The 24,834-nt window shown below is 62.3% G+C and carries 22 protein-coding genes, 4 tRNA genes and 1 pseudogene; 9 read left to right on the plus strand and 18 right to left on the minus strand.

Annotated features, from left to right (window positions below; genetic code table 11):
- The first annotated feature begins 16 nt into the window (after positions 1-16).
- Positions 17-1,273: an aminotransferase-like domain-containing protein gene (locus AC515T_RS20715; RefSeq protein WP_496529839.1), complete on the plus strand. Its 1,257-nt coding sequence runs from the start codon at positions 17-19 to the stop codon at positions 1,271-1,273.
- 26 nt (positions 1,274-1,299) lie between these two features.
- Here AC515T_RS20715 and AC515T_RS20720 read toward each other — a convergent pair whose 3' ends face one another.
- From AC515T_RS20720 to AC515T_RS20740, 5 genes are all read right to left on the minus strand, one after another.
- A complete protein-coding gene (locus tag AC515T_RS20720) occupies positions 1,300-1,932 on the minus strand; it encodes a LysE family translocator (RefSeq protein ID WP_496529840.1) in 633 nt (210 codons plus the stop codon).
- A 250-nt stretch (positions 1,933-2,182) separates the two neighbouring features.
- Positions 2,183-2,258, minus strand: a tRNA-Gly gene (locus AC515T_RS20725).
- A gap of 3 nt (positions 2,259-2,261) precedes the next feature.
- Positions 2,262-2,337, minus strand: a tRNA-Glu gene (locus tag AC515T_RS20730).
- A 105-nt stretch (positions 2,338-2,442) separates the two neighbouring features.
- Positions 2,443-2,518, minus strand: a tRNA-Gly gene (locus tag AC515T_RS20735).
- 2 nt (positions 2,519-2,520) lie between these two features.
- Positions 2,521-2,596: transfer RNA gene (locus tag AC515T_RS20740), tRNA-Glu, on the minus strand.
- Positions 2,597-2,967: 371 nt separating this feature from the next.
- On the opposite strand from AC515T_RS20740, the gene AC515T_RS20745 reads away from it, so the two are divergent.
- Positions 2,968-3,726 carry a hypothetical protein gene (locus AC515T_RS20745; RefSeq protein ID WP_072406400.1) on the plus strand — a complete coding sequence of 253 codons (759 nt, stop codon included), beginning with the start codon at positions 2,968-2,970 and terminating at the stop codon, positions 3,724-3,726.
- Between the two features lie 208 nt (positions 3,727-3,934).
- On the opposite strand, the gene AC515T_RS20750 is transcribed toward AC515T_RS20745, so the two are convergent.
- The 4 genes and pseudogenes from AC515T_RS20750 to AC515T_RS20765 all read right to left on the minus strand — a co-directional run bounded on the left by AC515T_RS20750 (position 3,935) and on the right by AC515T_RS20765 (position 8,370).
- The gene (locus AC515T_RS20750) at positions 3,935-4,816 is read right to left on the minus strand and encodes a methyl-accepting chemotaxis protein (RefSeq protein WP_370873828.1); all 882 of its coding nucleotides are present in this window, start codon (positions 4,814-4,816) and stop codon (positions 3,935-3,937) included.
- A pseudogene (locus AC515T_RS20755) lies at positions 4,796-5,902 on the minus strand (HAMP domain-containing protein); the annotation flags it as partial. The gene AC515T_RS20750 and the pseudogene AC515T_RS20755, both read right to left, overlap by 21 nt.
- 110 nt (positions 5,903-6,012) lie before the next feature.
- Positions 6,013-7,401: an aminotransferase-like domain-containing protein gene (locus AC515T_RS20760; RefSeq protein WP_496529841.1), complete on the minus strand. Its 1,389-nt coding sequence runs from the start codon at positions 7,399-7,401 to the stop codon at positions 6,013-6,015.
- 207 nt (positions 7,402-7,608) lie between these two features.
- The gene (locus tag AC515T_RS20765) at positions 7,609-8,370 is read right to left on the minus strand and encodes an SDR family oxidoreductase (protein ID WP_122565934.1); all 762 of its coding nucleotides are present in this window, start codon (positions 8,368-8,370) and stop codon (positions 7,609-7,611) included.
- Positions 8,371-8,594: 224 nt separating this feature from the next.
- On the opposite strand from AC515T_RS20765, the gene AC515T_RS20770 reads away from it, so the two are divergent.
- A complete protein-coding gene (locus AC515T_RS20770; RefSeq protein WP_496529842.1) occupies positions 8,595-9,599 on the plus strand; it encodes an NADP-dependent oxidoreductase in 1,005 nt (334 codons plus the stop codon).
- Between the two features lie 173 nt (positions 9,600-9,772).
- On the opposite strand, the gene pyrF is transcribed toward AC515T_RS20770, so the two are convergent.
- Positions 9,773-10,471, minus strand: a complete 699-nt coding sequence (gene pyrF / locus AC515T_RS20775) for an orotidine-5'-phosphate decarboxylase (protein ID WP_496529843.1) — start codon at positions 10,469-10,471, stop codon at positions 9,773-9,775.
- A 289-nt stretch (positions 10,472-10,760) separates the two neighbouring features.
- On the opposite strand from pyrF, the gene AC515T_RS20780 reads away from it, so the two are divergent.
- Entirely contained in the window at positions 10,761-11,519 is a 759-nt protein-coding gene (locus AC515T_RS20780) for a response regulator (RefSeq protein WP_496529844.1), read from the plus strand.
- A complete protein-coding gene (locus tag AC515T_RS20785; RefSeq protein WP_496529845.1) occupies positions 11,519-12,562 on the plus strand; it encodes a sensor histidine kinase in 1,044 nt (347 codons plus the stop codon). Before AC515T_RS20780 ends, AC515T_RS20785 begins: the two co-directional genes overlap by 1 nt.
- 125 nt (positions 12,563-12,687) lie before the next feature.
- Here the strand turns inward: AC515T_RS20785 and AC515T_RS20790 are convergent, their stop codons facing one another.
- The 8 genes from AC515T_RS20790 to AC515T_RS20825 all read right to left on the minus strand — a co-directional run bounded on the left by AC515T_RS20790 (position 12,688) and on the right by AC515T_RS20825 (position 18,915).
- Positions 12,688-13,725: an AI-2E family transporter gene (locus tag AC515T_RS20790; protein WP_496529846.1), complete on the minus strand. Its 1,038-nt coding sequence runs from the start codon at positions 13,723-13,725 to the stop codon at positions 12,688-12,690.
- A gap of 63 nt (positions 13,726-13,788) precedes the next feature.
- Positions 13,789-14,607, minus strand: coding sequence for a DUF4892 domain-containing protein (locus tag AC515T_RS20795; protein WP_496529847.1), 819 nt, complete (start codon positions 14,605-14,607; stop codon positions 13,789-13,791).
- A gap of 129 nt (positions 14,608-14,736) precedes the next feature.
- Positions 14,737-15,588: an alpha/beta hydrolase gene (locus AC515T_RS20800; RefSeq protein ID WP_496529848.1), complete on the minus strand. Its 852-nt coding sequence runs from the start codon at positions 15,586-15,588 to the stop codon at positions 14,737-14,739.
- Positions 15,585-16,379, minus strand: a complete 795-nt coding sequence (locus AC515T_RS20805; protein ID WP_013694026.1) for an alpha/beta fold hydrolase — start codon at positions 16,377-16,379, stop codon at positions 15,585-15,587. The genes AC515T_RS20800 and AC515T_RS20805 overlap by 4 nt, the downstream gene beginning before the upstream one ends.
- A gap of 187 nt (positions 16,380-16,566) precedes the next feature.
- The gene (locus AC515T_RS20810) at positions 16,567-17,010 is read right to left on the minus strand and encodes a hotdog fold thioesterase (RefSeq protein ID WP_496529849.1); all 444 of its coding nucleotides are present in this window, start codon (positions 17,008-17,010) and stop codon (positions 16,567-16,569) included.
- Positions 17,011-17,062: 52 nt separating this feature from the next.
- On the minus strand, positions 17,063-17,515 hold the full coding sequence (gene sixA, locus AC515T_RS20815; RefSeq protein ID WP_496529850.1) for a phosphohistidine phosphatase SixA: 453 nt from the start codon (positions 17,513-17,515) through the stop codon (positions 17,063-17,065).
- On the minus strand, positions 17,512-17,859 hold the full coding sequence (locus tag AC515T_RS20820) for a DUF4389 domain-containing protein (protein WP_053123936.1): 348 nt from the start codon (positions 17,857-17,859) through the stop codon (positions 17,512-17,514). Before AC515T_RS20820 ends, sixA begins: the two co-directional genes overlap by 4 nt.
- Positions 17,860-17,889: 30 nt before the next feature.
- Entirely contained in the window at positions 17,890-18,915 is a 1,026-nt protein-coding gene (locus AC515T_RS20825) for an NAD(P)H-dependent glycerol-3-phosphate dehydrogenase (RefSeq protein WP_496529851.1), read from the minus strand.
- Positions 18,916-19,114: 199 nt separating this feature from the next.
- Here AC515T_RS20825 and AC515T_RS20830 point away from each other — a divergent pair, with 199 nt between their 5' ends.
- The 4 genes from AC515T_RS20830 (at position 19,115) to fabA (ending at position 24,833) form a co-directional block, all read left to right on the plus strand.
- Positions 19,115-21,238 carry a TonB-dependent receptor plug domain-containing protein gene (locus AC515T_RS20830; RefSeq protein WP_496529852.1) on the plus strand — a complete coding sequence of 708 codons (2,124 nt, stop codon included), beginning with the start codon at positions 19,115-19,117 and terminating at the stop codon, positions 21,236-21,238.
- Positions 21,239-22,171 (plus strand): ABC transporter substrate-binding protein, encoded by a 933-nt coding sequence (locus tag AC515T_RS20835; RefSeq protein ID WP_496529853.1) that lies wholly within the window; start codon positions 21,239-21,241, stop codon positions 22,169-22,171.
- Positions 22,168-24,069, plus strand: coding sequence for an ATP-binding protein (locus AC515T_RS20840; protein WP_496529854.1), 1,902 nt, complete (start codon positions 22,168-22,170; stop codon positions 24,067-24,069). The genes AC515T_RS20835 and AC515T_RS20840 overlap by 4 nt, the downstream gene beginning before the upstream one ends.
- Before the next feature lie 248 nt (positions 24,070-24,317).
- Complete coding sequence (gene fabA, locus AC515T_RS20845; protein WP_003204400.1) at positions 24,318-24,833, plus strand: 3-hydroxyacyl-[acyl-carrier-protein] dehydratase FabA; 516 nt, start codon at positions 24,318-24,320, stop codon at positions 24,831-24,833.
- The last annotated feature ends 1 nt before the right edge of the window (position 24,834 follow it).

A 24,834-nucleotide genomic window follows, 5' to 3' on the forward strand; every position in this document is an offset into this window, starting at 1 on the left:
TTATGGAGAAGCGAAAGTGTCCAGCGCAGTCGAAAACACGATATTCGAAGACCCCATCCTGAACGTCATCCACCTTCTGAACGCCATCGCCCAAGAAAACCCGGAGGCCATTTCACTGGCCTCCGGTCGACCCGACGATCAGCAGTGCGACCTTTCTCTCATCGACAGAGGCCTGGCCCGATACAAACATCACGTTGCCGGCACCGAGCAATCACTGGCGACGCTGCTTTGCCAATATGGAAAAACCTCGGGGATCATCAATGAAATAATCGCCACCTATTTGCAGGTGGATGAAGGGATAACCGTCTCCAACCCTGAAAGCATCGTGATGTGCCTGGGATTTCAGGAAGCCTGCACCTTGACGCTCCTGTCCATCTTTGAAGACGATGGGGTTTTATTGGTGCCTGACCCGGTGTTTTCCGGAGTCACAGGCATCGCAAAACTGCTGGGTATAAAAATAGTCCCCGTCCCCATGGCAACCTTTCTCGACCCGATCGCCCTGCGCAAGATCATTGAAGAACTTGAATCCAGAGGGGAGAAAACCAAAGCACTCTATGCCGTTCCAGACTTCAGCAATCCCACCGCCGACAGCCTTTCCTATCACGCCAGGACAGCCATGCTTTCCTTGGCCAATGAAAAGAACTTCTTCATCCTGGAAGACACGGCCTACCGTTACTTCAGGTACGAAGGCGATGCCATTGCGTCCATGAAGTCCATCGACAGCAGCCGGGTGTTCTTGCTGGGCTCCTTTGCCAAAACGATTTTTCCGGGCTTGCGCATGGGTTATGTGGTCGCGCCGCAGGGCCCCGGCGTCATGTCGTTCAGCACCAGATTGTGCAAGGCCAAAAGCCTGATCACCGTCAACACCCCTGCCCTGTGCCAAGCGGTCGTCGCCGGCTTGCTGATCGAGAACAACTACTCGCTCAAAGGGCTGAACCAGCCCAGGGTGTTGTCTTATACGAAGAAAAGAGACCACATGCTTGAATGCCTGGAGCGTGAATTCCCACCCGAGGTCGGCGGCCAAAGAACGGTGAGCTGGAATCATCCGGCAGGCGGCTTCTTCATCACTCTGCAACTGCCTTTCGCCTTTGGGTATTCTGAAATGCGCGAATGCGTCAAGCAGTTCAAGGTAATCGTATTCCCCACCACTTTATTTTCGCTGACGAATGAAGCGGCTAACCAGGTCAGGCTTTCATTCAGCAATGCCACCGCCCCAGACGTCACCCAGGCAATAGGCCGCTTCAGGGCATATGTTGAGTCCAGACTGCGGTAGGGCCTCTTTTCGTGTATCGCTCTCGATCAGGTTGCCGTAGCCAACATGACGCCAGTGGCGACCTGGTAGGCCCCCAGAACGGTGATGGTCGCCCCCGAAAAGTAGTTGATCAGCCTTAGCTTCGACTCGGCAATCCGCGCCTTGAAGATGGAGGAGAACCCGCTCAAGCCCAGCCACCAGGCAGCCGAGCCCAGGAATATACCGGTCACCATCGGCAGCAAGGCGTGCTGGCCGCCTTGGTCACTGGCCATGCCATCACTCAACGCGGCAAATATCGCGATAAACGACAAGATGGTCATGGGGTTCGAGAGGGTCAGGAACAGCGTGGTCGAGTAGGCTTTGAACAGGTTGGCACGCTCACCCGCCATGGCGGTCGCGCCGCCCTTCGATCGTATTGTCTGATAGCCGATGTAGGCGAGGAACAGCCCGCCAAAAATACACAGCCAAGGTTTGAAGCTGATGAGCGTCGCGATGATGGCCGTGACCCCCAGGGCGCCGATGAATCCGTAGATCGAATCGGCGGTGGCAGCCCCCAGTCCCGTCGCGAAACCGGCTCGCCAGCCAAGCATGAGACTTCTTTGTATGCACAGCAGCCCAATGGGTCCCACAGGGGCTGCAATGCACAGCCCAATGACCATCGATTTAATGAAAATCAGCATAAGCGCACCTCCAGAATGGGTACTGGAAGGTTAGGAGAAGTGCTTTTTTTTAGGAATGAACTATTAATCTTCTTGAGCGTTTTCCCTTAAATTTTGCATGAAGTACTTTCGCTTCACCTTCATTATTAAGGTAAAGCGCAGCAAGCTCCCTCAGACAACGAAAATCGTTCGTTAAAGACCTATGCGCGCTGCATGGCCTTTTCACGGGCATAAAAAAACGCCGCTCGTATGAGCGGCGTTTTTTTGAATTTGGAGCGGGAAACGAGACTCGAACTCGCGACCCCGACCTTGGCAAGGTCGTGCTCTACCAACTGAGCTATTCCCGCAAATGGCGTCCCCTAGGGGACTCGAACCCCTGTTACCGCCGTGAAAGGGCGGTGTCCTAGGCCACTAGACGAAGGGGACACGCTAACTGAAACACATGGTGTGTATTTCAGTGCCCAAACCCGCATCCGAAGATGTCGGCTCTGGCTTCACTCAGCCCTGCCCGAAAGCAACGCTGTTTAAAATTGGAGCGGGAAACGAGACTCGAACTCGCGACCCCGACCTTGGCAAGGTCGTGCTCTACCAACTGAGCTATTCCCGCATTGGCGTCCCCTAGGGGACTCGAACCCCTGTTACCGCCGTGAAAGGGCGGTGTCCTAGGCCACTAGACGAAGGGGACACACGTACAACATTCACTGCTTAGAGCGTTTGGCTGAGTGCTTTACGCTGTAAGTGGCGCGCATTCTATGGATGGATTGAAGGGTCGTCAACCCCCAGATATAAATTTATTTAAATCAATGACTTCGCCCGGTTTGAGGGCTATCCGCAGATTTTGCTCGTCCGATCTCTGACGCCTATATTCTGTCGCCCGCCGAGGCGCTATAGTCGCGCCGGGCAAATGATGGCAATGTGCTCCTATCCAGTGATACTGCCTATAAACAGCACCACGCCCGTCTAATCGCGTCGCTCGGGCCTATGCGCTTAAAAGCCAAGCCACTACACTCATCACATGCGTACCCTAATAAAGAGGTCTTACCGGTGACACCACTCATGATCACCCTGCTCGTCGTAGCCGGGATCGCCCTGTTGATCGCCATTGGCTACATGAACCACGTGGTGGAAAACAACAAGCTGGAAAAGGCCCGCACCAAGGTAGAACTCAACGACCGCATGCGTCGCTGTGGCGAGCTCACCGAAACCTTCCCCGGGCAGTTGATGACCCCTGCCCTGAAGTTGTTGATGACGCGCCTGGAGATGAATGTCTGCCAGCGCCTGTTGAACCTGGAGAAAACCAATTCCGCGGTCAAGGCACGTCTGGACGAACTGAGCGCGCTGGCGGCCCAGGGTGAATCGATCCCGGTGAGCAATCCACCGGCACCGATCCAGACCGAAGCCAAGGCCAAGGACGTTCGTTTTCTGCTCGAGGCCTTGCACGGCCAGATCACCCGCGCCGCCCAGGACGGTTTCCTGCCGCCCAACGAAGCCAAGCGCTGGATCCGCGAAGTGCGGCACATCCTGGTGCTGCTGCACATCGAGTTCTTCAACAACCTCGGCCAGCAGGCTTTGCAGCAAGAACAACCCGGGCAGGCCCGCCTGGCCTTCGAGCGCGGCGTGCAATACCTGCGCAAGCAACAGGAACCACAGGTCTACGCCGAACAACTGGCCTACCTGGAGAAACTCCTGGCCCGCGCCAATGCCCAGGTCCTGGCCAGCACCCAGCCGGTCGAGGGCGAGGTCAACCAGTTGACCGAAGGCTTGAAGGACGACGAAATAAACGACGAGTGGAAGAAGAAGAAGGTCTACGACTGATACTAGGGCCGGGCTATCAAGCCTTCCCCTTTGTGGTAAGCGGCCCCCGCCTGTAGGAGCTGTGTAGGAGCTGTCGAGTGCAACGAGGCTGCGATCTTTTTGACCTTTCGCTTGATACTCAATTGTTTGGGGAAAGATCGCAGCCTCGTTGCACTCGTCAGCTCCTACAGTTCCTACAGCTCAGCCACAAGGGTCTCCGTCGTTGTGGTCACAACTTGAAATGCCCCACCATCCCTTTCAGCTCAATCCCCAACTGCGCCAGCTCGATGCTGGAAGCGGCATTGCCGCGCATCGCCAGGGACGATTGATCAGCGCTGGCGCGAATGCTGGTGACACTGCGGTTAATCTCTTCGGCCACCGAGCTTTGCTGCTCGGCCGCCGCAGCGATCTGTTGGTTCATCTGCTGGATCAACGACACCGCCGCCGCGATGCTGCCCAAGGCGCTCTCGGTCTGCAGCGCGTCGCTGACCGCCATCTTCACCAGCTCGCCACTGCTCTGGATCTGCTGGACGGAAGCCTGGGCCGCTGAACGCAAGGCGCTCACCAGTCGCTCGATTTCCTCGGTGGACTGTTGCGTGCGCCTGGCCAGGGCCCGCACCTCATCGGCCACGACCGCAAAGCCCCTGCCCTGCTCTCCGGCACGGGCCGCCTCGATAGCGGCATTGAGCGCCAACAGGTTGGTTTGCTCAGCCACGCTCTTGATCACACTCAGCACCGTGCCGATGTTCTGGATCTCGGCGCTGAGGCTTTCGATGCTGGAACTGGCCGATGTGGCCGAATCGGCCAGTTGTTCGATACGCACCATGCTCTGGCGCACCACCTGCTGGCCGCTTTCGACCTTGTCATCGGCCGTCTGGGCCGCTTGGGCCGCTTCTTCGGCATTGCGCGCCACATCGTGCACGGTGGCCGTCATCTGGTTCATGGCCGTGGCGACCTGCTCGGTTTCCTCTTTCTGGCTACTGACTTCCAGGTTGGTCTGCTCGGTCACGGCCGACAGCGATTGAGCCGAGTTGGCCAATTGCTCGATCCCGGCCTGCAAGCCGCTGACGATACTGCTCAGCCCCGCGCCCATCTGTTGCATCGCCTGCATCAACTGACCAATCTCGTCCCGGCGCGTCACTTCGACCGTGGCGCTCAAGTCACCCGCTGCGATCCGCTGGGCAACGCGAATGACACTGCGCAGCGGCGTCACGATCAGCCGGGTGATGACCCATGCCGCAATCAATCCCACCAGCAACGCCAAGGCCGACGAACCGATGATCAGCAGCGAATTCTTCTTCAGTTCGCTCTGCATGGCCTGGTCTTCGGCACTGAAGGCCTGGTCGACCCGCGCCACCACTTGGTCGGCACGCTCGTGCAGTTGCTGGTAGACGATTTTTTCCTTCGCCAACAGGCCGGTGTATTCGGCCAGTTGCTCGTTGAACCCGACGATGTGCCCGGCCACTTCGTTCAGTACGGTCTGGTAACCTGGGTCCTTGACCGTGGTCTTGAGCGCTTCGGCCTGTTTCATGGCCTGCTCGGCCTGTTCGATACTGCCTTCTCCGGCGCCCTCAACATTGCCTTTGCGGCTCTGGTCCAGGCGGACCCGCGCTTCGTTCATGGCCTGCAACATCAACCGCGACACTTCGCTGATCTGGTTGGCCTGCTCGATGAACTCGGCCCCTTCCTTGCCTTCGGAATCTTTCAAGGTATAGGTACCGTCATCCGCCAGCCCGGCCTGCAACACATCGAGGTTGTTGGCCACACTGGACACCGACCAACTGGCCATTTCCAGCGCCAGGTCCTTGCTCTGGCTCAATCCGACAAATTCGTCGAACGCCTTGCGATACGCGCCCAGCGCTTGCTCGACGTCGTTCATCACCGGCACGTTGGCGGGCGACTGCGCCTTGAGTTCATTGGCCAGGGCCAGCAGCCCGTCGACACCCTGGCGCAGGGCATCGGCTGTCTTGGGGTCGGAACGCGAGGCGTATTCCTGCTCCAGCAGCCGGACCTTGAGCAACCCGCTGTTGAGGGACGACATCTGTTTCAGCCCATCGAAGCGAGAGCTGATGGTCTGCAGGGACCAGACGCCGATGGCCGCGACCACAGCGGTCAACAGCAGCACCAGGACAAATCCGATACCCAGTTTTTTTGCCATACCCAGGTTGGCAAAACGTCCTTGCACGGCCGAAATCATTGCGCTCAGTCCTCTGCCAGTGTGTGTTGATTGCAGATTCGCAACGAGACGCCCTGCAACACAAGATGCTGGCGTCGGAATAATGGCAAAAAGCTACAGCCGCGTCGTTTTCAGGACACTTGAGGTCGATCCAGAGCCGCGGCCCGGAAAAAACCCAGCGCCCGGGGATCACGGGCATAGGCCACGTTGATCCGTAGCCAGTCGCTGTCGGCACCCGAAGGGCTGAAGGCTGTGGGCGAAGACAGCAACACGCCGAACCGCTTGGCCAGACGCTGCAATCCAGCGTAGTCACTGATTGGCGGTCTTGCCCAGATGAAAAGCCCGCCAGCGGGTTTGCCAAAGACCTCCCAGTCGGCATCCTCCAATACCTGCAACAGCGCCACCGTGTCGACGCCCAGACGCTGCCGCTGACGCTGGACCAGCTTGCGATAGGCTCCGTTGGCCAAGAGATTGGCCAGCACCGACTCACAGAACCGCGACCCGCCCATGCTGGTAACGCCCTTGACCTCGCTCAGGCGCGCGATGATGGACGGCCCGGCCACCACGAAACCGACGCGCAACGAACTGCTCAGGGTCTTCGAAAAACTGCCCACGTAGACCACGTCGGCATCCAGCGCCGCCAGCCGCGTCCGCGCCGAGTTCTGGAAGTCTCCATAGGCATCGTCTTCGATCACCAGCACGGCGTGTTGCTTCGTCAGTTGCAGCAACCGTTGGGCCACGGCCGGCGCCAGGCTGCTGCCGGTCGGGTTGTGGCAGGCACTGTTGACGAACAGCGCACTGGGCCGGTGTGTCGCCAACAAGTCTTGCAACACATCGACGTCCGGGCCCCGTGGGGTCCTGGGCAGTTCGATCATGTCGATCTTGTGCAACCTGAGCAGGTCGAACAGGCTTGAATAGCCAGGACTCTCCACCACCACGCAGGCGCCTGGCTGCAGCAGTGTCCGCACGATCAGGTCCAGCCCATGGGTGGCCCCGGTGGTGGTCAGGATCAGGTCTTTATCGGCCTCGATATTGAATTGCTTCAGGCGCCTGGACAGTTGCTCACGCAGGGCGGTCAGCCCCAGCGGCGTGCTGTAGTTGAACAACCCCGCCATATCGGTGCGGGTAACCTGCCGGATCGCATAACCCAGGTCATCGCTTTCACGCCAGCTCTCGGGCAACCCGCCACACCCCAGCTTCAACGCCCATTGCGGGGGATCACCGTCCTCGGCGAGCGCGTCTTGCCGCCGATTCGGGTCGATGCACGCGTGCCCGGATGCGGGGGGTGGTGCGACAAAAAAGCTGGAGCCATGCCGGGACGCCAACAGGCCTTGGGCAACCAGGCGTTCACACGCTTCATTGACGCTGGACTGGCTGAGCAGGTTCTGCCGCGCCAGTTGGCGCACGGACGGCAGGCGAGTCCCCGGTTGCACCGCATCCTGTCGGATCCAGCCGGTCAGCGCGTCGACGATTTGCTGCACGACAGGCACCAAGGCCTGCCGGTCGATTCTCAACTCCATGAGTAACCAAGCTCCTAAGCGTTTGTTTTAATTTCCGGAAACAGTTAAGCACAGGCCACCCGCGAACGATGTACGACAACGTCGCCAAAACCGCCGATTCTCACCCTTTGAAACACATTGATAGGCCGCTCCGCGGATTTTTCGCCGCCCAAAGAAAAAGCCCGCAACCAGTGCGGGCTTCGTCCTACAAACTCAGGAAAAATGTCCTCAGAACGCCGTGACCCCGCCGTCCACCGCCAGGGAATGGCCGGTGGTGAACGCCGCGCCGTCGCTGCACAAATAGAGCACGGCGCTGGCGATTTCCTCGACCTTGCCGATGCGCCCCACCGGGTGCATCGCATTGGCGAACTCGCCTTTTTTCGGGTCCGCCTCATAGGCACGACGGAACATGTCGGTGTCGATCACCGCCGGACAGACCGCATTCACGCGGATCTTCTTCTTGGCGTATTCGATGGCGGCCGATTTGGTCAGGCCGATCACCGCATGCTTGGAAGCGGCGTAGATGCTCATCTTCGGCGCAGCGCCCAGGCCGGCCACCGAGGCCGTGTTGACGATGGCACCGCCGCCCTGGGCCAGCAGCAAGGGCAACTGGTACTTCATGCACAACCAGACGCCCTTCACATTGACGCCCATGATCGCGTCGAACTCGTCGAGGGTTCCGTCGGCCAACTTGCCCTTCTCGATCTCGATCCCGGCGTTGTTGAAGGCGTAGTCGAGGCGCCCGTAGGTCTTGATCACCTCGTCCATCAACTGCTGCACATCGCTTTCCAGCGTCACGTTGCAGCGCACGAACACCGCTTCGCCGCCCGCATCACGAATCGACTGCACCGTGCCCTCGCCGCCCGCCACGTCCAGGTCGGCCACGACCACTTTCAGGCCCTCTGCCGCGAACGCCTGGGCCGTGGCGCGGCCAATGCCTGCGGCGGCGCCGGTTACCACGGCGACCTGTCCGGAAAACGTCATGCTCATTGTCAATTCCTCGAAGAATGCGGGGTCGCGCCAGTGTAGCCACAGCCTGGCGTAGCGCGGCAGCACTATCCAGATGCCGGTTGGGCATTCATGGGCGTCAGTGATAACGGCCCTGGAGGCACTATCACTGGGTTGGATCGAAGTGCATTCGCTGAGACTGCGAACCTTGCGGCAAACGCCTCGAAGGTCTATCAACAAGTCTTCATTCATCTTGAGTGCCAACCATGACTGCCCAGACCAATCGCCAGTTCCTGCTCGCCAAACGCCCGGTAGGCGCCGCGACCCGCGAGACATTCACCTATCAGCAAGTGCCGGTGGGCGAGCCGGCGGCCGGCCAGATCCTGGTGAAGAACGAATACCTGTCCCTGGACCCGGCCATGCGCGGCTGGATGAACGAGGGCAAGTCCTACATTCCACCGGTCGGCCTCGGTGAAGTGATGCGGGCGCTGGGTGTCGGCCAAGTGATTGCCTCGAACAACCCGGGGTTCGCGGTCGGAGACTACGTCAACGGTGCCCTGGGCGTGCAGGATTATTTCCTCGGCGAGCCAAGGGGTTTCTACAAAGTCGATCCGAAACTGGCACCGCTGCCACGTTATTTGTCCGCCCTGGGCATGACCGGCATGACCGCCTATTTCGCCCTGCTGGACGTCGGCGCGCCCAAGGCCGGCGAGACCGTTGTGCTGTCGGGCGCCGCCGGTGCGGTGGGGAGCATCGCCGGGCAGATCGCCAAGCTCAAAGGCTGTCGCGTGGTGGGCATCGCCGGTGGCGCCGACAAATGCAAATTCCTGGTCGACGAATTGGGCTTCGACGGCGCCATCGACTACAAGAACGAAGACGTCCACGCCGGTCTCAAGCGCGAATGCCCCAAAGGCGTGGATGTGTATTTCGATAACGTCGGAGGCGACATCCTCGATGCGGTGCTCAGCCGCCTGAACCTCAAGGCCCGCGTGGTGATTTGCGGCGCCATCAGCCAGTACAACAACAAGGACGCAGTGAAGGGCCCCGCCAACTACCTGTCACTGCTGGTCAACCGGGCCCGCATGGAAGGTTTCGTGGTCATGGACTACGCCTCGCAGTTCGCCGCCGCCGGGCAGGAAATGGCCGGCTGGATGGCCAAGGGGCAGCTCAAGAGCAAGGAAGACATCGTTGAAGGACTGGAGACCTTCCCCGAGACGCTGACGAAACTGTTCAGCGGGGAGAACTTCGGGAAACTCGTACTCAAGGTCTGACACACATCAACTGTGGGAGCTGGCTCTCAAGGCCTACACAAAACAACTGTGGGAGCGAGCTTGCTCGCGATGGGGCCCTGTCAGTCAACATTGATATTGACTGACATACCGCTATCGCGAGCAAGCTCGCTCCCACAGGTTCACTCCCACATCAAGGGGTTCTCAGTGTGTGATCAGGCCAGTTCGGCCACGACCGCCGCCAGCGCCTGGGCCGGATCGGCGGCCTGGCTGATCGGGCGGCCGATCACCAGGTAATCGGAGCCGGCATCCAGCGCCTGGCGCGGGGTCAGGATACGACGCTGGTCGTCCTGGGCGCTGCCCGCCGGACGAATCCCCGGGGTCACCAGTTGCAACGACGGGTGGGCCGCTTTCAGGGCGCCGGCTTCCAGGGCCGAACAGACCAGACCGTCCAGGCCGGCCTTCTGCGCCAGCGCCGCCAACCGCAGCACCTGCTCCTGGGGCTCGATGTCCAGGCCGATCCCGGCCAGGTCCTCGCGCTCCATGCTGGTCAGCACGGTCACGCCGATCAGCAACGGTTTCGGGCCGCTGCGCTGATCCAGCACTTCACGGCAGGCCGCCATCATGCGCAGGCCACCGGAGCAGTGCACGTTGACCATCCACACGCCCATCTCCGCAGCCGCCTTGACCGCCATGGCGGTGGTGTTGGGAATGTCGTGGAATTTCAGGTCCAGGAACACTTCGAAACCCTTGTCACGCAGGGTCCCGACAATTTCCGAAGCGCAACTGGTGAACAGTTCCTTGCCGACTTTGACCCGGCAAAGCTTGGGGTCCAACTGGTCGGCCAGCTTCAGGGCGGCGTCACGGGTGGGAAAATCCAGGGCGACGATAATGGGCGTCTGGCAGGCGGACATGAGCGGGCTCTCAGGCAAGTCGAAATCGGCGCGCATTGTAGCGGAACGAGCGCCCGTGCGGGACCCGATGATCGGTAAATCTCATCGCCCCCCAGCAGCATGGACGATAGCGGCCTTTGTGTCGAAGCCGATACATTCATGACATGCGCACAACACGCCGGCACGCTACCGTCCGCCGCCGCAACCCGCCCTTTCAGCGCTTCACGCCTCGCGGCCCGACGCCTATGCTGAAGCCCCAACCTCGCCGCCTTCTTTACGGTTGGCAGCCTACCTGGCAGATGATGCATCCATGCGGAACACCCCTGTTGCAAATTCTGAGGATCAAAAAGTGCCCGACGACGACAAGCGCTGGAGCACCCGTGCGCTGATCGTCGATGACGACGTGCCAATCCGCGAGCTGCTGATCGATTACCTGGCCCGTTTCAGCATACGGGCCAGCGGCGTGACCGATGGCGCGGCCATGCGCCAGGCGATGCAGGCCGAGCACTTCGACGTGGTCGTGCTCGACCTGATGCTGCCGGGTGAAGACGGTTTGCAGTTGTGTCGCTGGTTGCGCGCCGAATCGGACATCCCGATCCTGATGCTCACCGCCCGCTGCGAGCCCACCGACCGCATCATCGGCCTGGAGCTGGGCGCCGATGACTACATGGCCAAGCCGTTCGAACCCAGGGAACTGGTGGCGCGGATCCAGACCATCCTGCGCCGGGTGCGTGACGACCGCACCGAGCAACGGGCCAATATCCGCTTCGACAACTGGCGGCTCAACAGCGTGCTGCGCCAACTGATCTCGGCCGACGGGCTGGTGGTGCCGCTGTCCAATGCCGAGTTTCGCCTGTTGTGGGTCTTCATCGAACGCCCTCGGCGGGTGCTCAGCCGCGAACAGTTGCTGGACGCGGCTCGCGGTCGCTCCATCGAAGCGTTCGACCGCAGCATCGACCTGCTGGTCTCGCGCCTGCGCCAGAAGCTGGGCGACGATCCCAAGGCCCCACAACTGATCAAGACCGTACGCGGTGAAGGCTACTTGTTCGACGCCCGGGACATCGGTTGATGCGACTGCGCCTGGACTCCCTGTTCGGTCGCCTGTTCGGCGTGCTGCTGCTGGCGATTGTCCTGGCGCATCTGTTGGCGTTTGCCTGGTTTTTCCATTACGACCAGCCGCCACCCGGGCCACCGCCTGGAATGAGCCAACAAGGCGAAGGTCCCCCGCGCTTCGGCCCGCCCCCCAACCGTCGTCCGCGCCCCTGGTTCGGCGGCCCGGTGGTGCCACTGACCTTTCAATTCGTGTTCCTGATCATCGCAGCCTGGTACGGCGCCAAACTCCTGACCCGACCGATCCAACGCTTGAGCGATGCCGCCGAGCGCTTGAGCGAAAACCTCGACAGCCCGCCGCTGGATGAAAACGGCCCCCGTGAGGCGCGGCAAGCGGCCCACACGTTCAACCTGATGCAGCAACGGATCCGCGAGCAGGTGCAACAGCGTTCGCGCATGCTCGGCGCGGTGTCCCATGACCTGCGCACGCCGCTCTCGCGGCTCAAGCTGCGCCTGGAGCAGATCGACGACGCCAAGCTGCAAGGCCAGATGCGCCAGGACCTGGACGACATGATCGGTATGCTCGATGCCACCCTGACCTACTTGCACGAACAGCGCACCAGCGAAGCGCTGCAATGGATGGACGTGCAGGCTCTGGTGGAATCATTGAGCGAAAACGCCCAGGACCAGGGTGCCGATGTGCAGGTCAGCGGCGCCTGCGCCCCACTGCAGGTGCAGCCCATGGCGCTGCGTTCGTGCCTCAACAACCTCATCGACAACGCCTTGCGCTACGCCGGCCATGCCTTGATTGCCCTGCAAGACCAGCAACACCAGGTACTGATCCGGGTCATCGACCACGGCCCCGGTATTGCGGCGGACAAGCGCGAGGCGGTGTTCGAGCCCTTTTTCCGCCTGGAAGGCTCGCGCAACCGCAACTCCGGCGGTGTCGGCCTGGGCATGACCATCGCCCGGGAAGCCACCGAACGCCTGGGTGGGCAGTTGAGCCTGGAAGAAACGCCGGGGGGTGGGTTGACGGCGGTGATCAGCCTGCCCCGCCTCTGAATCCTCTTATTTCCCCTGTGGGAGCGAGCGTTGATCTGGAGGCTTTCTCACCCACACACCTGGCCCTTCGGGAGCCAGGTTCGCGGTTGATTGGTCGAGGATAACCCTGTGGCGAGGGAGCTTGGTTATCGCGCCTGGCTTTTGCTCCAGTCCGTCAACAGGCTGTACGCCACCGCCAACAGGGTCGGGCCGATGAACAGGCCGATAAAACCGAAGGCGATCAACCCGCCGAACACCCCCAGCAACACAATGACCAGGGGCAGGTTCCCGCCACGGCTGATCAGGTACGGTTTGAGCACGTTGTCCACGCCACTGATGATGAACGTGCCCCAGATGCCGAGGAACACCGCCATCCCGTATTCCCCCTTCCACACCAGCCATGCCGTGGCGGGGATCCAGACCAGGGGTGGCCCCATGGGGATCAGGCTCAGCAGGAACGTGACGATCCCCAGTACCAGCGCCCCCGGCACCCCGGCGATCAGGAAGCCGATCAGCGCCAGCACGGCCTGGGCCGCCGCGGTGCCGATCACGCCGTTGACCACCCGTTGCACCGTACCGGCCACCAGTTCGATGTAGTAGCCGGCACGGTCGCCGATCAGGCGCTCCAGCAACCCGTGGACGAACGCCGCCAGGCGCGGGCCGTCGCGATAGAAAAAGAACACGAACACGATGCTCAGGGTCAGTTCGAGGATGCCGCCGCCGATCTGCGCACTGCGTGCCAACAGCCAGTTGCCGACCTGCCCCAGGTACGGCTTGACGGACACCATCATGGCCGCGCCCTGCTGGTCGATGCTGTTCCAGATGCCCACCAGTCGCCCGCCCACCAAGGGGATCGAGGCAAGCCAGTCAGGGGCTTCGGGCAAGCCATCGACTTGCACGTCCCTGATGAATGCGGTGGCGTCGCGCACATGGTCGGCCAGGTTGAAGCCCAGCCACACCAGCGGCACCGCCACCAACAGCATCCAGCCCACCGTCAGCAACGCCGCCGCCAGGGATTCGCGGCCATTGACCCAGCGGGTCAGCAGGCGCATCAGCGGCCAACTGGCGAATGCCAGCACCGCGCCCCAGAACAGCGCCGACCAGAACGGTGCCATGACCCAGAGGCTTGCGCCGAACAACACCAGGAGCAGGATCTGCACCAACAGCCGATCGTTATTGAGCATGTAGGGTCTCGAAAAAATGAACAGGACCGGGGCACGGCTGTGAAACCACTGCCCCGAGACAGCTTAGCGCAGCAGCTCCAGGTGCAATCCCGCCGCCTCGCCGCTGGCGGCCTCCATGCGCGCCGCACGGACGCCCTGGCCCGACAGTGCCTCAAGCCAGTCCTCGGCCCGGGGACCGGCGATACTGACCCGCAGGCCCGTGTCCAGGTTCAGCGCCCGGGACAACAGGCGCAACCAGGTGTCGTTCGGCTCACCGGCAAGACGCGGCAAGTCCAGGACCCCGGTGTCCTTGAGCTGGCGCAACAGGGTGGCCGAGGTCGGCAGCAAGTCCCCTAGCGCAGCATTCGCCTCGAACTGCTCGACATGCAGGTAGGCCTTGCGATTACCACGGGTGATGGCATACAGCGCAATCAGCGTATTGTCCGCGGGCGGCGCCAGGCGCAGCAGCAGGAAGGCCTGGCCGTTGTCGGCGCCATAGAGCTTGGCATTGCCGAAGACGTCGTTGGCCCACAGGCTGCTTTCGCCGCAATCGCGGGCCTGGCACCAGAACAACAGCTCGGCACCCTGTTTCTGCAACGCTTCGCGAGCCGCGGTGAAGGCCTGGGTGGCGGAATGTTCCGGCGGCAGTTCATAGGTAACCGACGTGACATTTCCACGGGCATCGACCTGGCCGTCAAAGCGCAACTGGCCGCTGATCTTGCGGATCGAGCCCATGGGATAGACACGTTCCAGGTCGCTGGTCTGCCGGTAATCGACGATCTGTGCATCGGGCATGCGCGGCACGCGCTCCAGGTCGCGACTGCCTGGCACATCGACGGCGAACGACGCCGGGCTGAAGCAGACCAGCCCCAGCAGGACGAGTGAGTGAGCGGATAATTTCATCGGATCGGCTTGGCCTGGGACGCGTGGACGCAACGAGCGTCGTCAATGCACCGCGAGGCTGGCAAACAGAGGTCTGTCATGGTTGTCTCCCTTTCAACCCGCTCAGCCTCGGCAGTTGCCCGGCGCAAGTCAAGGAACAGTGAAGAACCGATTGAAACAGTCTGCTACAAGCCCGGCACCGACCTCGTCGTTAAGATGCAGATGATGGCCGCCGGGCAACTGCTCATGACTGAAGGGTAGACGCTCCAGCAGTTCCGGGTGCTGGGCAAGCATGCCGTCGGCTGCGACCACCAGATGCGCCGGACAAGCGACCCGAGCGACGAACGCCATGGCCTGCTCCTCGGTCAGGCGCAGGGGCGATGGCAGGGTCAGGCGGTTGTCGGTGCGCCAGGTATAGCCCCCGGGCACCGGCATCAGGCCGCGCTGGGCCAGCAGCTCGGCGGCCTCGCGGCTGACCGCCACCAGCCCCTTCATGCGCGCTTCAATGGCCCGGTCGAGGGTTTTGTAGACTGGCTTGCGTTTTTGCTGCAGATCCAACTGGGCTTGCAGGGCCATGCCCATGCGTTCGGCCGCGTTATCGCCTTTGGCTGTAGGAGGAATCACCCCGTCGATCAACCCCAGGTGCGTCACCCGTTCCGGCAAGGAACCGGCCAGCACCAACGAGACAATGGCGCCCATGGAATGCCCCAGCAGGGCGAAGCGCTTCAAGCCCAGTTGTTCGGCCACTTGCAGCACATCATGGGCGTAGTCCCACAAGGCATAGCCGGCACCGGGTGGCCGATGCCCGGAATGACCGTGACCGGCCATGTCCAGGGCGATCACCCGCAAGCCCTCGAGCCTGGGCGCCAGGCGGGCGAAGCTGTTGGCGTTGTCCAACCAACCGTGCAGGGCAATCACCGGCAACCCGTCTTCCGGGCCGAACAAATGCGCCGCCAGTTCGATGTGAGGCAGACTCAGGCGGACCTCCTCGACCACACTCATGCGCTGCGCCCTTCCCAACGCTGGAACAGGTTCTTGAGCAGGTTGGCCGTGTCTTGTGGACGTTCGAGGGGAAACATGTGGCCGCCGGGCATGCTCAGGGATTCGCCATGGAGCATGCGCCCCACCGAACGAGTGTGATGCCGCATCACCACGCGACTCTGCCGGCCGCGCACCACGGCCAACGGCACCTTGAGCTTACGGGGCCGACCTGGGCTGGTGTGCGGCACGCCGCGATAGATGCTGATTTCCGTGGCCGGGTCAAAGCGCAGCCGCAACCGATCGCCGACTTGCTGCAGGCCGTGTTGCAGGTAGGCGTCGAAGCAATCCGGATCAAAACCGCGGAACAGTGTCTTGCCGGCAAAGTACTGCCGGGCGGACTCCAGGTCAGCGAACTCCTCACGCCGCCCCAGGGTCCGGCCCGCCGGGGTCAGTCGATCGATGAACCCCAGGCGCTTGGCAGCCAGGATCACCCACTGGTCGGTACGGGTCAGCACCGGCGAATCGAGCATGACCACGCCGCGATACAACTGGGGGCAGCGCAACGCCGCGTGCAGATGCAGCACGCCGCCCAGGGAATGGCCAACGCCCCACACCGGCGCTGGTTGCTGCTCCAGGTGATGGATCAGTTCGTCCACCAGGTTGTGCCAGTTATCGTCCACCGGGAAACGCGGATCGTGGCCGTGCAGTTCCAGGTGCGCGACCTGGTACTGCGGCGCCAATGCGGCAAACAGCTTGCCGTAGGTGGCCGAGGGAAAACCATTGGCGTGGGCGAAAAAAATCTGTTGCGACATGACAGCCGATCCATTGGGGAACTGCGGCTGATTGTCCGCAGAACCCGACGGCGCGGCAATGACCGTAACTGACAGGAATGATGACAGTCGGGCTTGGGCTATGGGGTTTGTGTGAGCGATGTAAACCCGTGGCGAGGGAGCTTGCTCCCTCGCCACAAGAGCTGCCCATCAATCAAAAAAACGGATTTCAACGCGCCGGCGGCTGCTCGCCCAACGGCACCACTGCCATGGTCAAGCGCGACACGCAGTTGACCTTGCCTTCATCATTGACCAGGCGGATGTCCCAGACCTGGGTGGTGCGACCCAGGTGGACCATCCGGGCCGTGGCGGTCACCCGTCCACTGCGCACGCCGCGCAGGTGGTTGGCGTTGATTTCCAGGCCCACGCAATAGAATTTGGTGGGGTCCACACAGAGATAGGCGGCCATGGAGCCGACCGTTTCGGCCAGCACCACCGAAGCACCGCCATGCAGCAGGCCGAATGGCTGGTGGGTGCGCTGGTCGACCACCATGCTGGCGGTCAGGGAGTCGTCATCGAAGGACTCGAACCGAATATCCAGCACTTCGCTGATGGTGTTTTTACCGGCGTCGTTCAGTTTCTTGATGTCGGGGGTGGTGCGCCACAGACTCATCGTTGCCTTCCTGTGTGGTTGTTGTTTTTACCCGCTTCTGCAACCGCCCCGTTCAGGGGTGCCTGATGCCCTTGAGCGTCATCGCCCCGGCCAGCGGCATGTCGCCTTCCAGCTCGGCCAGGCCGGCGGTTTGCACTTGCTCGGGTTGTTGCAGATGGCCGTGCTGCAACAAGCCCAGCAGGCTGCCCACCAAGGGGTTGTGGCTGACCAGCAGCACATCGTCCTGGTCCTCCAGGTGCCTCAGCACCTCCGTCGGCCGGGTCTCCGGCGTGAGCCAATTAACCGTGATCAATTCAGGTTCGAAACCCAGCGCTTCGCGCACCAGTTGCGCGGTCTGCTGGGCACGCACATAAGGACTGGCGTAGATGGCCCGCAACGGCTCGCCCATCAACCGACCGGCGCTGAGCAACACCTCCTCGCGGCCGTGCACCGTCAAGACCCGTTCCGGGTCGGGACGGACACCATGGGGCTCTGCCTCACCGTGACGCAATACCCACAGTTTCATAGCTTCGGCTCCTCGTCCCGGACGGGATGCGGCGCCGGCGCCACGGCATGTGGCGCTTCGCCTTCCGGCGTGCGTGGGGTCGGCCAGTCGGCGAACGGCCACGGCTTCTGATCGCTGTGGAAGGTGCCGAAGCGACCGATCTGGGCCAGGAACTGGCTCAGGCTATCGCCGAAATTCATCAGGCTGGCGCTGGGCGCGCCGTAAATCAGCCGATAAATCAATTGCACCAGCACCACGGCGCCAAGGATGAATTGCGCCACCTGCCAGACCAGCAGATAGACCACCATCCACAGCACACGCAGCAGGATGGATTCGTATTGGGGTTGCCCTTGCGGATCGTTCATGGCTCGCTCCTGCTTGCGGTCAATAGCGGTTCAGTTGAAACCGCTGGTGGAAATGAAATCGACGTCGGTCTTCGGTTCGCCGCGCATCAACAGCTCGATCACCTGCTCAAGCGTGCGCCCTTCGAACAGAATCGCGTGCAGCCCGGCGACCAGCGGCATGTACACCCCCGCCTCCTGGGACTTGGCCTTGAGCACCTTGAGGGTGTTGACCCCTTCGGCCACTTCACCCAGGCGCGACACGGCCTCGTCAAGGCTCAAGCCCTGGCCGAGGGCAAAACCGACCTGGTAGTTGCGGCTCTTGGGTGAGGAGCAGGTAACGATCAGGTCGCCCACCCCGGCCAATCCCAGGAAGGTCATCGGATTGGCGCCCTGGCTGACGGCGAAGCGGGTCATTTCCGCCAGCGCGCGGGTGATCAGCATGCTCTTGGTGTTCTCGCCCATGCCCAGTGCCACCGCCATGCCGGCGATGATGGCATAGACGTTCTTCAGCGCCCCGCCCAGTTCCACCCCGAAACGGTCGGCGCTGGCGTAGACCCGAAAGGTGCGGCCATGGAGCGCGGCCTGGACCCGTCGGCACAGGTCCTCATCCTCACTGGCGACCACCGTGGCGGTCAGCGCGTGCTCGGCGATTTCCCGCGCCAGGTTCGGCCCGGAAATCACGCCGATCCGCGCCTTGGGTGCGATTTCCTCGAGAATCTCGCTCATCAGCTTGAAAGTCTGGGCTTCGATGCCCTTGGTCAGGCTCACCAGCAGCTTGCCGCTCAAGCGTTCGGCATGGGGCGCCAATACCGAACGCAAGGCGCTGGACGGCAAGGCGACGAAGAACAGGTCGCTGCCCTCCAGGGTGGCCTGCAAGTCAGTCACCGGCACCACTTCCGGGCGGATCTTGATGCCCTTGAGGTAACGCGGGTTCTCGCGGTTGATCCGGATGGCCTCGGCCTGTTCCGGGTCACGCATCCACTGGCGCACCGGGTGACCATTCTCGGCCAGCAGGTTAGCCACGGCGGTACCGAAACTCCCCCCCCCCAGGACCGCAATCGGGCGCTGTTCAGTCATATGCAATCCGTTCATCCATACCAAGTGGCAATGCGGGGCATTATACGGAGCGGCCGGATGGCGACCAGCCCCGGCAACAATTACCGCCAGCTGTAGGAAGCTGACCACCAATTCCTAGGAAAATGCTGTCAACGTGAATGGAAAAGTCGTCCAGCTCAGTTAACATGCCGATCATTCTTACATTCTCATAGGCTGTGCCGTGTCCATTGGCCCTTCCCGTTCAGGTTCGTCCCTGCTATTGGCACTGATCATCAGCCCGCCAGTGTTGGCCGACGACTTGTTCGTGGACAGCCAGCCCCTGCCCCAGGTATTGACCGCCACGCGCCTGAAGCAATCGCCGGCGGCGGTGCCGGGCAGCATGACCGTACTCGACAGCGAGCTGATCAAGGCCAGCGGCGCCCGGGACATCAGCGAACTGCTGCGCCTGGTGCCGGGCATGATGGTCGGCAACATCACCGGCAACCAGGCCGCCGTGAACTACCACGGCACCAACGCCAGCGAAGCCCGGCGCATGCAAGTACTGATCGATGGCCGCTCGGTGTACCGCGCCGGCCTGGCCACGGTGGACTGGAGCGATATTCCGGTGGCCATGGAGGACATCGAGCGGATCGAAGTCTTCCGCGGCCCCAACACCGTCAGTTATGGCGCCAACGCGTTGATGGCGGTGGTCAACATCATCACCGGCGCCCCGGCCGACAGCCACGGCACACGACTGAAAATCACCCGAGGCCAGCGTGGCATCAACGACTGGTACGCCAGCCAGGGCAGTGGCTGGGACGGCGGCGACCTGCGACTGTCGCTGTCCGGCCAGGAAGACGATGGCTTTGACAGCGACCGCAACGGCGCCGACTACCGCGACAGTCGCCGCCTGAACCGCTTCAACCTGTCCGTCAGCCAGACCCTGGACGAACGGCAGAGCATCGACTGGCAATTGAACGCCAAGGAAGGGACCAACCAGCGGCCTTATACCTACCATCCCGTGTTTGCCGGGATTACCGCCGCTGGGGATAACTCTGACGTCATCGCCAAGGACTACGCCGGCTCACTGCGCTGGAACCTGGACCTGGACCCCGATCACAGCCTTTATGTACAGGGCTCGATCCAGCACTGGGATCGCCAGCAGGCCTGGCGCGCCTGTGACGCCGAGGTGTCCTTCAGCCCGCAACTGACCGACCTGTGGCAGCTCAACCCCAACTATGCCGAGAAGCTGGCGCGCAATATCCCCAGCTACACCAGCACCGGCGCGCCACCCGGCACGCCCCAGGAACAGGCGTTGGCCAATCAGGTGCTCGACCAGTGGCGCAACGGCGCCTCGCAAACCCTGTGCGGCGATATCGACCAGAGCGCCCGGGAGTCGCGCTACGACCTGGAGATCCAGGACACCCTGAGCCTGTCCGACAGCCTGCGACTGGTCACCGGGGCCAACTATCGCTACGACCGGGCCGACTCGGAGACGTACTTCAACGGCACCCTGGACGACACCACCTGGCGCCTGTTCGGCCAGCTCGAATGGCGGGCCACCGAGCATTGGCTGGTGCAGGGCGGCGCGATGTTCGAAGACACCCGCCTGACCGGTAGCTCGCTGACCCCGCGGATCGCGGTCAACTACCTGATCACCCCGCGCCACGGCCTGCGGGCGGTGTATTCCGAAGCGGTGCGCTCCCCAGACATGTTCGAGAACAACGTCAACTGGAGCTATCAGGTCACCAACCTGCAACCCGCCGCCTTCGGCCAGAACAGTGCCCGTTACTTCGTCCGGACCCGCGGCCCGGGCAACCTGGAACAAGAACACATGCGCTCCCGGGAACTGGGCTACAACGGTTACTTCGTGGACCTGGGCCTGGCCGTCGACGTGAAGCTGTTCCATGACGAAATCACCGGCATGATCAGCGAGCCGCTGCGCAACAATCAGTACATCGCCAGCAACGCCAACGAGTCACAGTTCTCCGGAGTCGAGACCCAGTTCGACTGGCGCATGACCAGCGCCGACCGCCTGCGCCTGACCTATGCCTATGTCGACGCCCAGGCCAGCAACCCCCTCGACGAACAACTGACCGCCCGCAACAGCGGTTCGGCCGGCTGGCTACGTGACTGGGGCCAAGGCTGGAACAGTGCGCTGTTCTATTACGCCGCCGACGATCTCAACGGCTATCGCTTCAAACGGGTGGACACCCGCATCGCCCGGCGCATTCCCCTGGGCAAGGCCAGCCTGGAACTGGCGGGCGTCCTGCAGCAGCGCCTGGACAACCAGCCCATGACCTTTGTCGACAACCGCTACGACGCCCGTCATGTCGTGTACTTCAGCGCGGAGTTGTCGTTCTAGATGTCCCGGCACTCCCCCCGCAAGACGCCATTTCATGGCCGCCTGACGCTGGCCCTGTGCCTGGTGTTTGTCGGGTGGCTGGCAACCCTCCAAGCCCGGGCCGCCGACATCCTGTTGACCGGCGCCGAGGACAGCCCCGGCGTGCAGTCCTTCACCCAGGCCCTAAGCACCCTGCGCCCCGAAGACAACGTGCGGTTTACGCCGCTGGCCAACCTGCCGGCGCCGGACAAGTTGCCGGACAATGTCCGCCTGGTCCTGCTTGACCTGCCGAGTCTGGATTGGCGCCTGCAAGACGCCCGGGGACCGGCCACCCTGGTCCTGCGCATCAGCCGCCAGCAAGCCCGCGACCGCCTGGGCGACGTCACGCCCGCGCACCTGAGCCTGCTGTGGAGCGACCCGCCGATGGCGCGGCAATTGCGGCTGATCCGCACCATCCTGCCGCAAGTGCGACGGGTCGGCGTGCTGTACGACGCCCACAGTGAATTCCTGCTCAAGGACATCCGCCAGGCCGCGGCACCGCTGGGCCTGGTGATCGTCGGCGAACGCTGGGACGACACCAACGACAGTCGCCCCCTGCAAAATCTGCTGGGCCAGAGCGACGTGCTGCTGGGCCTCGATGACCCCGACTTGTACAACCCCAAGACCGTGAAGAACCTCTTGCTCAGCAGCTATGCCCGGCAACGCGCCTTGATCGGGCCCAGTGCCGCATTCGTCAAGGCCGGCAGCCTGGCCAGCACCTACAGCGACCAGCAGGACTGGCTGGCGATTCTCGACGACCTGCTCGACCGCCCCGCCACGACTTGGCCGCGCACGCTGTACCCGGACCGCTTCAAAGTCCTGGGCAACCGGCAGGTTTCCCGCTCGCTGGGGATCGAACCGATTGACGCCGAATCCGTCGCGGTCACGTTGGCCGAAGGAGAACACCGCCCATGACCTTGCGTCGCCGTTGGGACATCAATACCCGCACCCAGCTCATCGCCCTCGGTCCGGCGTTGCTGTTGACCGTGCTGCTGATCAGTTTCTTTACCTTCGTGCGGATCCAGGACTTGCGCCAGGAGCTCAATCACACCGGGCAACTGATCGCCAACCAACTGGCCCCTGCCACGGAGTACGGGGTGATTTCGGGCAATAACGAAGTGCTGGAAAGCCTGCTCACCGCGACCCTGGCGACCCCGCATGTGCGCTTTCTGGAGATCCAGGACAGCACCGACAAGGTCCTGGTGTACGTCGAACAACCCGAGCAGGTCCACAGCCGCGCTCAGCAGATCGAAGTCTTCCAGGCCCCGGTGCGCCTGCAGCGCATCGCCCTGAACAACGATTTCCTGCAAGGCAACAGCACCGCCGCCGAGGCGTCCGGCGAAGATTACCTGGGCCGCGTGATCGTCGGCATGTCCAGCGACGCCTTCAGCCAGCGGCAGCAGGAGATCCTGTTAAAGGCCGCGATCCTGGCGCTGTTCGCTCTGCTGTTCACCTTCCTGGTGGCGCGCCGGCTGGCGACCAACCTGTCCCGACCGATCCGCGACATCGGCAACGCGGTCAAGGCCATCCAGCAAGGCGACTACAGCACCCCGCTGCCCGTCGTCGATGATGCCGAACTGGGAGCCTTGTCGCGGCACATCAACAACCTGGCCGACGGCCTGGAACAAGCCAGCCGTGAACAGCACCAGGCCATGGCCCAGTTGATCAAGACCCGCGAGGAAGCGGAAAAAGCCAACAGCGCCAAGTCCGAGTTCCTGGCGATGATGAGCCATGAATTGCGCACGCCCATGAACGGCGTACTGGGCATGCTGCAGCTGTTGGAAACCACCCGCATGACCGACGAACAGCACGAGTACACGGCGCTGGCGTCGGAATCCACCGAGCACCTGCTGAAGGTCATCAACGACATCCTCGACTTCTCGCGCATCGAACGCTCGGCCCTGGAACTGGAGCACATCCCATTCAACCTGGCCGAACTGGTGGGCAGTTGCGCGCAATCGTTCCAGCACAGCGCCGCGCAGCGCAAGCTGGGCCTGGACCTGCTGGTCCCGGACGACATGCAGGCCTTGCAAGTGCAGGGCGATCCGACGCGGATACGGCAGATCCTGGTGAACCTGATCGGCAACGCGCTGAAATTCACCGAGCAAGGCCGTGTCACCGTGCAATGCCAGTGGCAGGCCCTGGACCACGAACTGCTGTGGTTCACCTGCACGGTGCGCGACAGTGGCATCGGTATCCCCGCCGAGAGCCTGGAGCGCATGTTCGACGCCTTCCAGCAGGCCGATAATTCGATTTCCCGGCGCTACGGTGGCACCGGCCTGGGCCTGCCGATCGCCCGCACCCTGGCCGAACGCATGGGCGGGACGCTGCGAGCACAGAGCGAAGAAGGCCAGGGCTCGGTGTTCACTCTCGAGATCCCGCTGGCGCTGTCGCGCCAGACGCCACCGACCCTGGTGCCGCGCCTGCCCACCGGCAGCCGCGATGGCGAAGGCCGCAACGTGTTGCTGGTGGAAGACAATCCGGTCAACCAGACGGTGATCGAAGCCATGCTGCGCAGCCTGGGTTTCACCGTCAGCGTCGCCACCGATGGCGCCCAGGCCGTACGCAGCGCCGAAAGCCTGATTTTCGAAGCGATCCTCATGGATTGCCGATTGCCCATCATCGATGGCTACGAAGCCACGCGGCAGATCCGCCAGTTGCCGGGCTGCGACGAGGTGCCGATCATCGCCCTGACGGCCAACGCCTTGCAGGGTGATCGCGAAGCCTGCCTCGCGGCGGGCATGAACGATTACCTGGCCAAGCCGTTCAAAAGGAACGACCTGCAGCAGATTCTGCAGCGCTGGGTGAACTAGAACCGCTCACCGGACCATCTGTGACTGGCGTGAAAGGCGAAAGTGCGGCAGTCTTAGGCACCCGAACAAGCCTCGATTGGGGCTTGAATAAAAATTTCAGTGCACAGGTGTACATTCATTTCCCGTGTGCTGTGACTTTCACTACAACGCAATAGTCTATGAGTAGGCTGTCGATTCGAGGCATGAACGCTTCGATCGGCCGGGAAGATTTGCCCCACCCTGCCGCATGGGACTATTGAGGAGCTCGCATGACCAAACAAAACGCCTTTACCCGGGAAGATCTGCTGCGCTGCAGTCGCGGTGAGCTGTTCGGCCCAGGTAACGCGCAACTGCCCGCCCCGAACATGCTGATGGTGGATCGCATCACCCATATCAGCGAAGAGGGTGGCAAGTACGGCAAAGGTGAATTGGTCGCCGAACTGGATATCACTCCGGACCTGTGGTTCTTCGCCTGCCACTTCGAAGGTGATCCGGTGATGCCGGGCTGCCTGGGCCTGGACGCCATGTGGCAACTGGTCGGTTTCTTCCTCGGCTGGCAAGGCCTGCCGGGTCGCGGTCGTGCCCTGGGTTCGGGCGAAGTGAAGTTCTTTGGTCAGGTCCTGCCGACCGCCAAGAAAATCACCTATAACATTCATATCAAACGCGTCCTCAAGGGCAAGCTGAACATGGCCATTGCCGATGGTTCGGTTGCCGTGGACGGTCGCGAGATCTACACCGCCGAAGGCCTCCGGGTCGGCGTTTTCACCTCCACTGACAACTTCTAAG

The organism is Pseudomonas sp. FSO-7, assembly GCF_059579345.1.

Coding starts and splice junctions, on each gene's coding strand:
- AC515T_RS20720 (WP_496529840.1), bottom strand. CDS start 1,932: ATGCTGATTTTCATTAAATCGATGGTCATTGGGCTGTGCATTGCAGCC.
- AC515T_RS20745 (WP_072406400.1), top strand. CDS start 2,968: ATGATCACCCTGCTCGTCGTAGCCGGGATCGCCCTGTTGATCGCCATT.
- AC515T_RS20750 (WP_370873828.1), bottom strand. CDS start 4,816: ATGCAGGCGATGCAACAGATGGGCGCGGGGCTGAGCAGTATCGTCAGC.
- AC515T_RS20760 (WP_496529841.1), bottom strand. CDS start 7,401: ATGGAGTTGAGAATCGACCGGCAGGCCTTGGTGCCTGTCGTGCAGCAA.
- AC515T_RS20765 (WP_122565934.1), bottom strand. CDS start 8,370: ATGAGCATGACGTTTTCCGGACAGGTCGCCGTGGTAACCGGCGCCGCC.
- AC515T_RS20770 (WP_496529842.1), top strand. CDS start 8,595: ATGACTGCCCAGACCAATCGCCAGTTCCTGCTCGCCAAACGCCCGGTA.
- pyrF (WP_496529843.1), bottom strand. CDS start 10,471: ATGTCCGCCTGCCAGACGCCCATTATCGTCGCCCTGGATTTTCCCACC.
- AC515T_RS20780 (WP_496529844.1), top strand. CDS start 10,761: ATGCGGAACACCCCTGTTGCAAATTCTGAGGATCAAAAAGTGCCCGAC.
- AC515T_RS20785 (WP_496529845.1), top strand. CDS start 11,519: ATGCGACTGCGCCTGGACTCCCTGTTCGGTCGCCTGTTCGGCGTGCTG.
- AC515T_RS20790 (WP_496529846.1), bottom strand. CDS start 13,725: ATGCTCAATAACGATCGGCTGTTGGTGCAGATCCTGCTCCTGGTGTTG.
- AC515T_RS20795 (WP_496529847.1), bottom strand. CDS start 14,607: ATGAAATTATCCGCTCACTCACTCGTCCTGCTGGGGCTGGTCTGCTTC.
- AC515T_RS20800 (WP_496529848.1), bottom strand. CDS start 15,588: ATGAGTGTGGTCGAGGAGGTCCGCCTGAGTCTGCCTCACATCGAACTG.
- AC515T_RS20805 (WP_013694026.1), bottom strand. CDS start 16,379: ATGTCGCAACAGATTTTTTTCGCCCACGCCAATGGTTTTCCCTCGGCC.
- AC515T_RS20810 (WP_496529849.1), bottom strand. CDS start 17,010: ATGAGTCTGTGGCGCACCACCCCCGACATCAAGAAACTGAACGACGCC.
- sixA (WP_496529850.1), bottom strand. CDS start 17,515: ATGAAACTGTGGGTATTGCGTCACGGTGAGGCAGAGCCCCATGGTGTC.
- AC515T_RS20820 (WP_053123936.1), bottom strand. CDS start 17,859: ATGAACGATCCGCAAGGGCAACCCCAATACGAATCCATCCTGCTGCGT.
- AC515T_RS20825 (WP_496529851.1), bottom strand. CDS start 18,915: ATGACTGAACAGCGCCCGATTGCGGTCCTGGGGGGGGGGAGTTTCGGT.
- AC515T_RS20835 (WP_496529853.1), top strand. CDS start 21,239: ATGTCCCGGCACTCCCCCCGCAAGACGCCATTTCATGGCCGCCTGACG.
- AC515T_RS20840 (WP_496529854.1), top strand. CDS start 22,168: ATGACCTTGCGTCGCCGTTGGGACATCAATACCCGCACCCAGCTCATC.
- fabA (WP_003204400.1), top strand. CDS start 24,318: ATGACCAAACAAAACGCCTTTACCCGGGAAGATCTGCTGCGCTGCAGT.